Source organism: Lacinutrix sp. MEBiC02595 (assembly GCF_053601555.1).
Genome location: NZ_JBSHNU010000222.1, coordinates 521,348 through 534,229, shown reverse-complemented (window position 1 = coordinate 534,229; position 12,882 = coordinate 521,348). Strand labels below are relative to the sequence as shown.

The following is a 12,882-nucleotide window of genomic DNA, read 5'->3' as shown; positions in this document are numbered from 1 at the left end:
CTTCTGAAAAATCAAACTTTCACACGAATTCCTTTTAAAAAGAATAAGCGTTTTACGAAGTAGTTACCCACTTTATAAAACGCTTATTATATTTTTTGAAATTACTAAACTACGCTAGGAATAACAAATAGCGATACTTCTACTTATTCTTCAATCACAAACTCTAAAGGAATGCCTGTTGCTCCATTTGGAAAGCTAGTTCCTAGAAGTGCAGAAATAGTTGGCGCTATATCTGTAATTTTTGTTTTCTGAAAAGTACTTCCTTGGTTAATTCCTTTTCCGTAGAATAAAAGAGGAACATGTGTATCATAATTTAAACCAGAACCATGTGTAGAACCTGTTTTACTATAAGAAATTACAGCGGGATCATTAACGACTAGAACATCACCAGAACGTTTTTGGTTAAATCCATTTTGTAATAATTCTTCTATTCCGCTAGTAAAATCTGTAGTTCGCATGGTAGTTGCAGAATATACTTTATCAATATTCTTGTAACTAATTATTTCGTTTACTAATGCTTCTTGCACTTCTGTTAAATCTAAACCTAATAAAGCAATACGTTCTCTATTTAAAAACAATTGGTTATTACTTCTGTTTTCTAACAAATCACTTGCTCCAAATTCTTTAGACATAAAAGCATTTAAATTACTTTTAAACTCTTTAGAATCAAAATATCCGGAAGGAATATGAACACTTTGCAAATAGGATGGCACATCTACTGCTCCGTGATCAGATGTTAAAAACAACGTGTATTCCCCTTTTCCAACTTTAGCATCTAAAGCTTCTAATAAACGCTCCAGATCTTTATCTAAACGCAAATACGTGTCTTGAACCTCTTTAGAATTTACGCCAAAATTATGTCCAACATAATCTGTACTAGAAAAACTAACCGTTAGAACATCTGTAATCGCATCCTGACCTAGTTGTTCTCCATCAATAGCTGCAATAGCAAAATCTGCAGTTAAAGCATTTCCGTAAGCTGTTGCTTTTAAGATATCAAATCCCCTATTTTCTTTGCTTAACGCTTTTAAGTCGTAAGGAAATGTTGCTGTTTCTTTTCCTTTAAAACCACCTTCAAAAGTATTTAAATCCGCTCCACTTTCTGTGTATGTATTAATATCATATAATGTGTTCCATGGTTTTAGGTAGGATTCTGCAGCTTCCGAAGCATTAAAATCGCTAACCCATTTTGGTAACTCACTTCTATAAAAAGTACTTGTAATCCAGTTACCCTCATCTCTTCCGTGAAACCAATATGCAGCATTAGCCGTATGTCCTGCGGGTAAAATAGCTCCTCTATCTTTCAAAGAAATTCCAATCGTTTTTCCTCGCATTTGCGTAAACAATCTGTTTTCATCTGCAAAGGTGGTTGTTTTCATTCTACGCGGAGACATTTGTCCGGAAGTAGCTTCCGTACCAACCGATTGCTCTGTATCATCGCTAGCACAATACACCATTTTTTTAATTTCTTTATCATACCAATTATTAGCAATTATGCCATGATATTTTGGGGTTGTTCCTGTATAAATAGAAGTATGTCCTGGTCCTGTATACGTTGGTATATAATTATAATGATTGTTTTTACAATTAAAACCTTGGCTCATTAATTTTTTAAAACCACCATCACCAAACTTACTGTAAAAACGCGTTAAATAATCGTAACGCATTTGATCAACTACAATACCAACTACTAGTTTTGGCCTAGCATTTGCATTGGTTGTAGTTGTTGTTTTACTTGCTTGATCTGCTTGTGCAGTGTACTCTGTTTGTGCTTTGCAACTAAAAAATAAGGCAAAGACAAAAACGTATAATAAAGACTTCATAATAGTATGATTAGATTTATACTTCAAAAATACAGATTTATAGCTTTTAAATTTTCCTTTTTCAATTAATTTATCGTTAAATACGTCATAGTTTTATACTTTAGCACTAACAAATTTATATATGACATACCTTCATAATATAGGAGCTTATTTTATAATGATTAAAGACATGTTTCGCAAGCCAACAAAATGGTCTGTAATGAAAACATTAATCTTTAAAGACATCGATGATTTAATCATAGGTTCTTTAGGTATTGTAGCCTTTATTTCATTTTTTGTTGGTGGTGTTGTAACCATACAAACTGCATTAAACATTGATAGTCCGCTAATACCAAAGTATTTAGTTGGCTTTGCCACTAGACAGTCTATTATTTTAGAATTTGCGCCAACTTTTATTTCTATTATTATGGCAGGAAAAGTAGGTTCTTTTATTACTTCTAGTATTGGCACCATGCGAGTTACAGAACAAATTGATGCTTTAGAAGTTATGGGGATTAACGCCATTAACTATCTTGTTTTTCCAAAATTTATTGCACTAATGCTATATCCTTTTGTGATTTCAATCGCTATGTTTTTAGGAATAGTTGGCGGAATGGCAGCTTGTTTTTTTGGTGGTTATAGTTCTATAGATGATTATATTATTGGTATTCAAACAGATTTTATACCTTTTCATATTACCTACGCATTTATTAAAACATTTGCCTTTGCTTTTCTTTTAGCAACGATTCCTTCTTTTCATGGTTATTTTATGAAAGGTGGTGCTTTAGAAGTTGGTAAAGCAAGTACCACGGCTTTTGTGTGGACAAGTGTTGTTATTATTCTTTTAAATTATATACTAACCCAAATGCTGCTAAGCTAATGATAGAAGTTAAAAACATACATAAGTCATTTGGAGATGCACATATTTTAAAAGGAATTACTACCACTTTTGAAAATGGAAAAACCAGTTTAGTTATTGGCCAGAGTGGTTCTGGTAAAACGGTTTTTTTAAAGTGTTTATTAGGTCTTTTTGAAAAAGACGAAGGATCTATAAGCTATGACGGCAAAATATATTCCGATTTAACTAGTGACCAAAAACGTGATTTACGTAGTGAAATGGGAATGGTTTTTCAAGGTTCTGCTTTATTTGACTCTATGACGATAGCAGAAAATGTCATGTTTCCTTTACGTATGTTCACCAAGCAAAGTAAAAGCGAAATGCAAGATCGTGTAGATTTTGTTTTAAAACGTGTTAACCTTCCGGATGCACATAATAAAATGCCTAGTGAAGCTTCTGGTGGAATGCAAAAGCGTGTTGCTATTGCTAGAGCAATTGTAAACAAACCAAAATATCTGTTTTGTGATGAACCCAACTCTGGATTAGACCCCAAAACAGCCATTGTAATCGATAATTTAATTCAAGAAATTACAGACGAATATAATATAACGACTATTATAAACACACATGACATGAATTCTGTAATGGAAATTGGTGAAAAAATTGTGTTTTTAAAAGATGGATTAAAAGCTTGGGAAGGATCTAAAGAAAACATTTTCATTACAGACAATGAAGTTGTAACAGACTTTGTGTATTCTTCGGAGTTGTTTAAGAAGGTTAGACAAATGTATTTGGAAGAGAACAAGTAGGCGGTGTTGCTTGTTCCTTATGAAAACTTTTAATAAATCACATTCTCAATTCCAATAACTTTGCAACAATCTTAAAGTTACTATTGCACCACTAACGTATCTAGTTTCAATTTTAATTTCAACCAGCTTTCTAATTTCTTTTTATCTTTTATTCTACTTTCTGGAGTGGTTAACGAATCATTCCATTTTACGGTAAACACAGAAAGCGTATCTATTTTTGAAAAGTTAGAATTTATAACATTTGCATAAGAAAACTGTTCTACGTTTTCATAGTTGATTTTCACTTCTTGGCTTAATTCTTCAAAAGGAATAAAATCATGTTCAAATTTAGAAAGCTCTCTAACTTTATCTTCTAGATATGTGATTTTTTGCTGCTGCGTCATTAAGTCTAAAGAATCCCGAGTACGCAATTCTTCCATATATTCCAGGTTATTTACAATTCTATTTTTAACCTGATTCACCTGTAATTTCACGTCTTTTAACGCATTGTAATTATTAAAACGTTGTTGCAAAACAGCAACAGTAGCTTCTGGTATTTCATCTGCACCAAAAGTAGTTAACTCAATGGTCGATATTTCTGTAGGATTGTAGATATAACTAGCATTCTTTTTAATATAACTAGCATTAGGCAAAGCTTCTAATTCATGCGAAATAAATCGTTTTGCATCATTAGTAAAATTACTTTCCCGTAATACATTTAAAAAAGTAAGTACTGCAGGAATCATTACTAAAATGGCTACAAAGGAAGCTAATCTAGAAATACGTTTACGTTTTGCCGAGTTTGCATATTTAAGCATTGGGAATCGTAAAACCTTCAACACTAAAAAGGTTGCTAGGGCAATAAAAATGGTATTTATAGTAAATAAATACATGGCTCCAGATGCATATTGCAATCCTTCGGAAAGATCATCATTTAACGCATAAGCTAATCCGTAACCAACCGTACATAAAGGTGGCATTAAGGCTGTAGCAATTGCAACTCCAAAAATAACCGAAGCAATTGTTCCTCTTTTAGTTCTTGCGATAATTAATGCTAAACCACCAAAAAAGGCTATAAGAACATCGCGAATATCTGGTTTTGTTCTTGCCAATAATTCGGAAGATTGTTCTTGTAGCGGAAAGAATTTAAAAAATAAAAATGCCGTTAATACACTTAACAGAATCATAACACCAAAATTAATTAGTGATTTTTTTAATGTATCAATATCATTTATGGCAACCGAAAGTCCGATACCAAGAATTGGCCCCATTAATGGTGAAATTAACATGGCTCCAATAACCACAGCTGTAGAGTTTGCATTTAGACCAACCGATGCCACAAAGATGGAACAAATTAAAATCCATGCGGTTGCTCCTTTAAAAGGAATATCTAATTTTATGGCTTCAATAGTTGCGTCTCTATCGGTATCTTCTCTAAAATCTAAGAGTTCACTAAAGAACTGCTTAATACTTTGGAATAAACCTTTAGCATCATCTTTTACGGCCTTTTTAGATTGCTCTACTGCTTTCTCTTTAGCAATATTCTCTTTTGCTGCATTTTCTTTTGCTGCATTTTCTTCTTCAGAAAAATTAAATTTATTTTCGTCACTCATAATTAACCATAGTTCTCACCAAAATTATTTTTCACCTTTTGGAGTACTTTTTTAATATCTTGTTCCTTTGCTTTCGGAAATATAAGCAAAACTTCGTCTTTATCGACAATAATATAATCTTGTAAACCATCCACAACCACAATTTTATCTTTTTTGGTACGTATCATGTTTCCAGAAGCATCTTCTGTTAATGTTCTAGCATTTACAACAGCATTATTATTTTCGTCTTTATCTAGTTTATCATACAAGCTTCCCCAAGTTCCTAGATCATTCCAATCAAAAGTTGCTGGTAAAACATATACATTTTTAGACTTTTCTAGAATAGCATAATCTACCGAAATATTTTCCGCTTTAGCGTAATTTTCTAAAATAAAGTCATCTTCAAAATCGGTATTATACGCTTCATAACCTTGTTCAAACAAAGCAAATAATTCGGGTTGTTTATTTTTAAAGGCAGCAACTACGCTATTTGCACTCCACATAAAAATCCCTGCGTTCCATAAAAAATTTCCTTTTGCAAGAAACTCTTTAGCTGTTTTATAATCTGGTTTTTCTCTAAACTGATTTACCATTTTAATGGCATCGCTAGATTCTTTATCAAACTCAATATAACCAAAGCCTGTATTGGGAAATGTTGGTTGTATACCCAGTGTCATTAAGGCGTCATTTTCGGCACAAAAATCAAAAGCTTGTTGTACGTTATCAATAAAGGCATTTTCATCTTCAATCCAATGGTCGCTTGGTGCCACAATCATAACTGCATCCTTATTTTCTTTCTGAATTTTTAAAGAAGCATACAAAATACAAGGTGCTGTATTACGCATTGCAGGCTCTAAAACCACTTGACGCTTGGTAACTTGAGGCAATTGAGCAAACACCAAATCGTTATAAATCTCATTAGTTAATATGAATATATTCTCTTGTGGAATTATTTTTGCTAAGCGATGGAATGTTTTTTGGATAAGTGTTTCTCCTGTCCCCAACATATCGTGAAACTGTTTTGGAAACTCTTTGGTACTTACTGGCCAAAATCTTGATCCTACTCCTCCAGCCATTAATATGGCATAATTATTTTTATTCATATTACTAATTTAATAATTCTACTTCTGCATTGGGATTAAAAAGATACATTTTTCCGGATGCAACTTCTATACATTCAATACGTTTAACTCGTTGTTGTCCTTTAACAAACACTCTACCATTGTAGAGTTTAAAAGATTTACCCAAAGGTACTTGAAAAACATAGTGATTATCATTTGGTTCGTCGAATTGCTTTAAAGCTAAGGCCAATTGCGTATCTGTGTCGCTTGACGCTTTTGGGTTTTTAAAGTGCTTAGCCAATAAAGGTAATAATTGCATAGGAAACACTTCTGGGTTTAAAACAGGAAGCATTAAATGCTGAAACGTTCGCTTCCACTCTTTGCCATGTGGTTTTATTAGTCTCCCATAATTAGTAAAAGCTTCTAAATGTGCGATTTCATGAATTAAGGTAATTAAAAATCGGTAACTATTTAGATTTGCATTAATCGTTATTTGGTGTTTATTGTTTGGTAATTTTCTATAATCACCATGTCTCGTTTTGCGTTCTTTTTTAACTTTAACCACCAAGTTATCATGTTTCAATAAGTTTAAAACATAAGGTATTGCTTGCTTTGGAATGTAGTTTTGAAGCGTGTTTTGCATGAAAGCAAAAATAGTTTATCTATTTGACTTAGTGAAAAAAAACAGCTAACTTAGTTTTCACAGAACAACTAACACTAAATCAGTCACATATAGTCGTAATTCAATAAACATTTAATGGAAATAGACTCTAAAATATTAATAGCTCTAATCGCTTTTGTTGCTGCAATAGCTTCTACCGTAGTCACACAGTTTATATTAATCAAAAAATTCAAGAAAACGATTCACGAAAATTACAGAAAGGTCTTCTTTGAAAAACAACTGAATGCGTATCAACAATTTTGGATAGAACTAAAGCCTCTTTCTAGGCTTTATAATAAGCACACTATTATTTCTAAACGGATAGAAGAAAATAAAACGACCTGGTTTTTAAATGAAAAACCCAGTCGTAATTTTTGTAATGATGTTACCACTTTTTTCTTTTCAGAACACGGTATTTTCTTAGGAAAAACTACGCGTTCCCATTTGTTTTCCTTTAGAAATAAAATACATGATTTAATAGACACTGCTAAAATCAAGGATGGAAAAATAGCACTTAGTAATGAACTTAAGAAAAATATAAACAAAGAAACCGCCACTTTAATCACTTCTATAAGAGCAGATATTGGTGTTCTTAATTTAAAATTTAATTTCGAAGAACTTGAATTGGGAGATGAAAATAACGTAGCATAAATCTATTTAAAAAAGATTAAAATCGATGTTGTATTACACACAAAATAGTCTAGTTATTTGAAGTAGCACAAAAAATAATTCACACATATTATTAGCGTAAAAAGAGTTTCTTTAAACGAAAACACACTAGACACCTCTGGCTAGCACACCTCTTTTATGAGTAAAAGAGCTTACGCACTCGTTACAAACGAGCGCGAGTAAACCAACCGATAAAAACCTAATAAAATGAATGCTTTTTCAAGAATTGGTTACATACGTTCTGGAACTGCAACTCCTAATAAACCAAATGCATTTTTAATAGTATTCGCAACTATTTGTGCTAATTGTACTCTAAAAACTTTTTCGTTTTCGGTATCTGCACCAAGAATAGATACATTTTGGTAAAACGAGTTAAACTCTTTCACCAAGTCATAGGTGTAATTTGCAACTAAAGCAGGACTATGGTTTGCTGCTGCGTTTTGTATTACTTCTGGAAAAAGCTGTAATTGTTTAATTAATTCTTTTTCTTTTTCGTGTAAAGACACTTCGACTGCGCTCAGTGTGACAGTGGCGTCTACATCGGCTTTACGCAAAATAGATTGTATTCTTGCGTAGGTATATTGTATAAAAGGCCCTGTATTCCCTTGAAAGTCTATAGAACTTTTAGGGTCAAACAAAATACGTTTTTTAGGATCTACTTTTAATATGTAATATTTTAATGCGCCAAGACCAATGGTTTGGTAAAGTTCTTGTTTTTCCGTTTCCGAATAGCTTTCTAGCTTCCCTAGTTCCTGAGATATTTCTTTTGCTGTAGTTGCCATTTCCTCAATTAAATCATCTGCATCTACAACGGTACCTTCTCTACTTTTCATTTTTCCAGAAGGTAAATCTACCATTCCGTAACTTAAATGAAATAGGTTTTTAGCCCAATCGAATCCAAGCTTTTTCAGAATTAAAAATAATACTTGAAAGTGATAGTCTTGCTCATTACCAACGGTATATACCATACCACCAACATCTGGATAATCTTTTACACGTTGTATTGCAGTACCAATGTCTTGCGTCATGTAAACAGCTGTTCCATCACTGCGCAATACAATTTTTTCGTCTAAGCCGTCTTCTGTTAGATCACACCAAACAGAACCATCTTCTTTTGCAAAGAAAACTCCGGTTTTTAAACCTTCGGCAACAAACTCTTTTCCTAACAAATAGGTTTTACTTTCGTGGTACAGTGTATCAAAATCTACTCCTAAATTTTTGTAGGTAATATCAAAACCACTATAAACCCAATTATTCATTTTAGTCCAAAGCGCAACAACAGCTTCATCTCCTGCTTCCCATTTAATTAGCATTTCTTGTGCTTCTAATAAAATAGGAGCGTTCTTTTTTGCTTCGTCTTCCGTTTGCCCTTTAGCTATTAAATCTTGAATTTCCTTTTTATATTCTTGGTCAAACTTTACATAATAGTTACCAACTAATTTATCTCCTTTCTTTAAATCCGTATTCAATGTGGTTGCTGGAGTTTCCTTTTCTCCATCACTCCCATTGGGAGCAAAACGTTGCCAAGCCAACATACTTTTACAAATATGAATTCCTCTATCATTAATAATCTGCGTTTTGTATACTTTTTTACCAGAAGCTTTAATAATTTCGGCAACACTATATCCTAATAAATTATTACGTACATGACCTAAATGCAACGGCTTATTGGTATTAGGGGAAGAATACTCGACCATTACCGCTTTTTCATTTGCGGCAGGTTTTACAAAACCAAAAGTAGTATTGTTTTTAATGGCATTGAAAAAATCGACATAATAGCCATCATTAATTTCTACATTTAAAAAGCCTTTAACCACATTAAATGCTTTAACGTCCTCCACGTTTTCTACTAAATAATTACCAATAGCTTCCCCTATTTGTATTGGGTTCCCTTTTATTACCCGTAACATAGGAAAAACAACCACCGTAATATCTCCTGCAAACTCTTTTCTGGTTGCTTGAAATTCTACCGATTCTAAATCTACTTTATAAATAGATGTAATAGCTTGTTTTATATGATTTGATAAAGTGTTTTGAAGGCTCATTTTGCTTTTCATTTTAAGGTTGCAAATATAGCATTTTATTGCTGAAAATATTTGTTAAAAACAATAAACTAAAATACGAAAAACTATAAATTCTGACTTTATAAGAGTGAAAACCAAGCTCCTTTTGTCCTTATTTTTAGTGTTTTGTCTGTAAAATTATATCGCACCAAAATAAACTCTCACTTTATCTAATTTTTCTGCATTAAATCGCTTTAATTAGTTTATTCAATCTGTTTTATTGAGTTTTGTCTTTCAAGGATTTTATCCAATCCCTAAAAAACTGGATATTTTTTAATAACTATTAACTAATTATAATTTAACAAAGCGTTTTTGATTCCCTCAAAAAAGACTCTTAGTTGATACCTTACTCTTGTAAATGTATTAAATGAGGAAACTGATTACACTTATTTTTTGTCTTAGTGCACTTTTGGGCTTCTCGCAAACCGAGGATCTTGACAATCTCACTATTCAGCTAGCGTTTCAGAAACCGGACACGACAAAGATCAACACTTCCTTACAGATAATTAAGTTACTGTACCACACAAAAGATTATAACAAAGCATTACAATTTATTAGAGAAAGTGAAAAGCTATCTAATGACTTAAACTACACTGCAGGTATTGCTGAGATCACATATTATAAAGCACTTATTTTTGCTAAAAAAGAAGATTACCTTAATGCCATTGACAACTACACAAAATCTAAAGATCTTTACATTGCATTAACTGATACTTTAGGAATTGCTAAAATTAATAATAGTATTGGTCTAATTGAAATTGCAAGAGGTAACTATGACAAAGGTTTACAATTTTCTCTTTCTGCAATAGAGATACTTGAAAAACGAGATTTAAAAGAAGAGCTTTGTGATGCTTACCGGAATTTAGCTACGGCTTATGACAAAATGGAAGCTTACGATCTAGCGATTACGTTTTACAAAAAAACACTAGATTTAGAACAATCTCTTGGTAAGGAAGAAGAAGTTATACAAACCAATAAAAATTTAGGAGATTTATTTTATAACAAAAATGAATACCAAAAAGCAATTTATTATTTCAATAATGTACTTGCAAGTATAGATACAAGTGACACGATATTAAGAGGTGATGTTTTAACAAAAATAGGAAGCTCCTATCTTTCCCTTAATAATTTAGATCAAGCTAAAGAATATGTAACACAAGGTCTTCGATTAAATAGGAGACTTAATAATGATCTGGGTACTTTAATAGCACTTAATACTTCTGGAGAGCTATATTTAAGAGAAAGAAAACCAATTGTTGCCGAACGTTTGCTATATGAAGCGACCACTTTAGCTAGAACGGTGCAAGATGAAGAACAACTGATAAAAAATTATGGATTAAGAGCTAAATTAGATTCCGTAGAAAATAATTTTAAACTAGCTTATATTTGGCAAAGAAGGCATTATGAGCTTAAAAGTAAAGTGGAGAAGCGGCAACAACAAAATGCTTCGGCTAAAGAAATAGAGAAAAACACGGCAATAGTTCCTATTGAAAGTCAAGACTTAAATACAACTAGTAATGCTACAAATCAAGCATTAATTAGTCAACATGAAGAAGAAAAGAAAGCAAGTCAACAACAAATAGACCGGTTAAACCTTATTTTCTATTTGCTATTACTGGCATTGCTAGTAGTATCTACTTTTTTAATTTTAATCTACTTAAAAAGAAACAATAGTATTAAATATACGAAAGAATTAGAAGACAAAAACAAGCAAATTAATATCCAAAATGTAGCTATTTTAGATCAGACCAAAAACTTAGAAGATATTAATAAGGTAAAGGATAAACTTTTTTCTATAGTATCTCATGATTTAAAAGACTCACTTACCTCTATTAAAGGGTTTATAGATTTATTAAAAGATGGTTCCTTAAGTAAAGATGAGTTTAATCATTTATTACCAGAATTAAGTGAGAATGCGAATAATGCCTCTTTGCTTTTATTCAATCTATTAAATTGGTCCAAATCACAAATGCAATCCTTAGAGTCTAAACCAAGCTTGTTTGATGTGCAAGAAGTCTTTTTAGATAAATTAAAACTTATTGAACAAAAAACAGAAAAGAAAAACATAAGAATAGAGGATAATTCTTTACATGATTTTATTTACGCAGACAGAAGTATGGTAGAAATTATTGTACAAAATCTACTTACTAATGCTGTTAAATTTTGTAAATCTGGTGATACGATTACAATTCAAAACCACATTAGTAATGGACAATCTTTAATTAGTATTGGTGATACTGGTGTAGGTATCTCTAAAGAAAATCAAGACCAGTTATTTAAAAACAATACTTTTACTACTATTGGTACTAAAAACGAAAAAGGCACTGGATTAGGTTTAACTATTTGCAAAGAACTAGTAGAACTTAATCATGGCAAAATTTGGGTAGAAAGCACAGAAGCCATTGGCAGTACTTTTTATGTTGAGTTACCAAAAACAAATCCTACTGGAGGCGTTTAATTTTTAGGTAAAAACACCTCTGCCATCATACAGCGTGCACTTCCACCACCACAAGATTCAATAGTATCTAAACTACTACTTACAATTTCGCAATGTTTTGTAATGGTCTTAATTTGCGCAGGAGTTAAACAATTGTGAGCCGCTTGACTCATAATTAAAAAGCGTTTATCACCTGTACCTTTTACTTGTAACATATTACCAGCAAAATGACTTACTTGCTCTTCTGTTATTGAAATAACCTCTTTGCCACTTTGTTGTAAATGTTTAACAACGTTTTTACGTTCTTTTTTATCATCTATAGTGTCTAAACATATCACAGCAAAAGTTTCTGCTAGACACATCATTACATTGGTATGATAAATCGCTTCGCGTTTACCGTCTACCGTTTGGTTCGCTTTAAAGACTACTGGAGTATATTCAAAATCTTCACAAAATTCTATAAATAAACCTTCATCAGCACGAGCAGATAACGCACAATATGCAATACTATTTACGCGATCTAAAAGTAAACTTCCGGTTCCTTCCAGAAAAACACCTTCGTCTTCTGCACTTGTATAATCTACAACATTCTCAATTGTAAAACCTTCCTTTTCAAGAGATTCTAAAATATCTTCTCTTCTTTCATTTCTTCTATTTTCTGCAAACATTGGATACAAACCAACGGTTCCGTTTTCATGAAAAGAAATCCAATTGTTAGGAAATATAGAATCTGGAGTATCAAACTCTTCCGTATCATTTACAACAACTACATGAACACCAATATTACGTAACTTGTCTACATACGTATCAAACTCTTTTTGCGCTTTTACATTCTCCGTTTCCGGCAATACATTGTCGGCTTCTTTTTGATAGAAATTATTTACTGCGGTTTGTTCATTCCTCCTGAAATTAATAGGACGAATCATCAATATAGTATTTGTAGTTTGTTGCATATTTGTTCTTTTTAGCAG

Annotated in this window: 10 protein-coding genes; 4 read left to right on the top strand and 6 right to left on the bottom strand. The window is 32.1% G+C overall.

Annotation, left to right across the window (positions count from 1 at the left end):
• Positions 1–143: 143 nt before the first annotated feature.
• Positions 144–1,823 (bottom strand): alkaline phosphatase PafA, encoded by a 1,680-nt coding sequence (gene pafA / locus ACVCZW_RS12240; protein ID WP_452232534.1) that lies wholly within the window; start codon positions 1,821–1,823, stop codon positions 144–146.
• 121 nt (positions 1,824–1,944) lie between these two features.
• Here pafA and ACVCZW_RS12235 point away from each other — a divergent pair, with 121 nt between their 5' ends.
• Together ACVCZW_RS12235 and ACVCZW_RS12230 are read left to right on the top strand one after the other, a co-directional pair.
• Positions 1,945–2,682, top strand: coding sequence for an MlaE family ABC transporter permease (locus tag ACVCZW_RS12235; protein ID WP_452232533.1), 738 nt, complete (start codon positions 1,945–1,947; stop codon positions 2,680–2,682).
• The gene (locus ACVCZW_RS12230; protein WP_452228695.1) at positions 2,682–3,449 is read left to right on the top strand and encodes an ABC transporter ATP-binding protein; all 768 of its coding nucleotides are present in this window, start codon (positions 2,682–2,684) and stop codon (positions 3,447–3,449) included. The genes ACVCZW_RS12235 and ACVCZW_RS12230 overlap by 1 nt, the downstream gene beginning before the upstream one ends.
• Positions 3,450–3,529: 80 nt before the next feature.
• On the opposite strand, the gene ACVCZW_RS12225 is transcribed toward ACVCZW_RS12230, so the two are convergent.
• Genes ACVCZW_RS12225 through ACVCZW_RS12215 form a run of 3 tightly spaced genes read right to left on the bottom strand, consistent with a single transcriptional unit; the run spans position 3,530 to position 6,724 of the window.
• A complete protein-coding gene (locus tag ACVCZW_RS12225; protein ID WP_452228694.1) occupies positions 3,530–5,041 on the bottom strand; it encodes a DUF389 domain-containing protein in 1,512 nt (503 codons plus the stop codon).
• A 2-nt stretch (positions 5,042–5,043) separates the two neighbouring features.
• On the bottom strand, positions 5,044–6,123 hold the full coding sequence (locus tag ACVCZW_RS12220) for a mannose-1-phosphate guanylyltransferase (RefSeq protein ID WP_452228693.1): 1,080 nt from the start codon (positions 6,121–6,123) through the stop codon (positions 5,044–5,046).
• A 4-nt stretch (positions 6,124–6,127) separates the two neighbouring features.
• A complete protein-coding gene (locus ACVCZW_RS12215) occupies positions 6,128–6,724 on the bottom strand; it encodes a SprT-like domain-containing protein (RefSeq protein ID WP_452232532.1) in 597 nt (198 codons plus the stop codon).
• 114 nt (positions 6,725–6,838) lie between these two features.
• On the opposite strand from ACVCZW_RS12215, the gene ACVCZW_RS12210 reads away from it, so the two are divergent.
• On the top strand, positions 6,839–7,393 hold the full coding sequence (locus tag ACVCZW_RS12210; protein ID WP_452232531.1) for a hypothetical protein: 555 nt from the start codon (positions 6,839–6,841) through the stop codon (positions 7,391–7,393).
• A 248-nt stretch (positions 7,394–7,641) separates the two neighbouring features.
• Here the strand turns inward: ACVCZW_RS12210 and argS are convergent, their stop codons facing one another.
• Positions 7,642–9,456, bottom strand: coding sequence for an arginine--tRNA ligase (gene argS / locus ACVCZW_RS12205; protein WP_452232530.1), 1,815 nt, complete (start codon positions 9,454–9,456; stop codon positions 7,642–7,644).
• 385 nt (positions 9,457–9,841) lie between these two features.
• On the opposite strand from argS, the gene ACVCZW_RS12200 reads away from it, so the two are divergent.
• Positions 9,842–11,932 (top strand): tetratricopeptide repeat-containing sensor histidine kinase, encoded by a 2,091-nt coding sequence (locus ACVCZW_RS12200; protein WP_452228689.1) that lies wholly within the window; start codon positions 9,842–9,844, stop codon positions 11,930–11,932.
• Here ACVCZW_RS12200 and ctlX read toward each other — a convergent pair.
• Positions 11,929–12,864 carry a citrulline utilization hydrolase CtlX gene (ctlX, locus tag ACVCZW_RS12195; RefSeq protein ID WP_452228688.1) on the bottom strand — a complete coding sequence of 312 codons (936 nt, stop codon included), beginning with the start codon at positions 12,862–12,864 and terminating at the stop codon, positions 11,929–11,931. The two genes, ACVCZW_RS12200 and ctlX, sit on opposite strands and share 4 nt — an antisense overlap.
• Between the last annotated feature and the right edge of the window lie 18 nt (positions 12,865–12,882).

Coding starts and splice junctions, on each gene's coding strand:
- pafA (WP_452232534.1), bottom strand. CDS start 1,823: ATGAAGTCTTTATTATACGTTTTTGTCTTTGCCTTATTTTTTAGTTGC.
- ACVCZW_RS12235 (WP_452232533.1), top strand. CDS start 1,945: ATGACATACCTTCATAATATAGGAGCTTATTTTATAATGATTAAAGAC.
- ACVCZW_RS12230 (WP_452228695.1), top strand. CDS start 2,682: ATGATAGAAGTTAAAAACATACATAAGTCATTTGGAGATGCACATATT.
- ACVCZW_RS12225 (WP_452228694.1), bottom strand. CDS start 5,041: ATGAGTGACGAAAATAAATTTAATTTTTCTGAAGAAGAAAATGCAGCA.
- ACVCZW_RS12220 (WP_452228693.1), bottom strand. CDS start 6,123: ATGAATAAAAATAATTATGCCATATTAATGGCTGGAGGAGTAGGATCA.
- ACVCZW_RS12215 (WP_452232532.1), bottom strand. CDS start 6,724: ATGCAAAACACGCTTCAAAACTACATTCCAAAGCAAGCAATACCTTAT.
- ACVCZW_RS12210 (WP_452232531.1), top strand. CDS start 6,839: ATGGAAATAGACTCTAAAATATTAATAGCTCTAATCGCTTTTGTTGCT.
- argS (WP_452232530.1), bottom strand. CDS start 9,456: ATGAGCCTTCAAAACACTTTATCAAATCATATAAAACAAGCTATTACA.
- ACVCZW_RS12200 (WP_452228689.1), top strand. CDS start 9,842: ATGAGGAAACTGATTACACTTATTTTTTGTCTTAGTGCACTTTTGGGC.
- ctlX (WP_452228688.1), bottom strand. CDS start 12,864: ATGCAACAAACTACAAATACTATATTGATGATTCGTCCTATTAATTTC.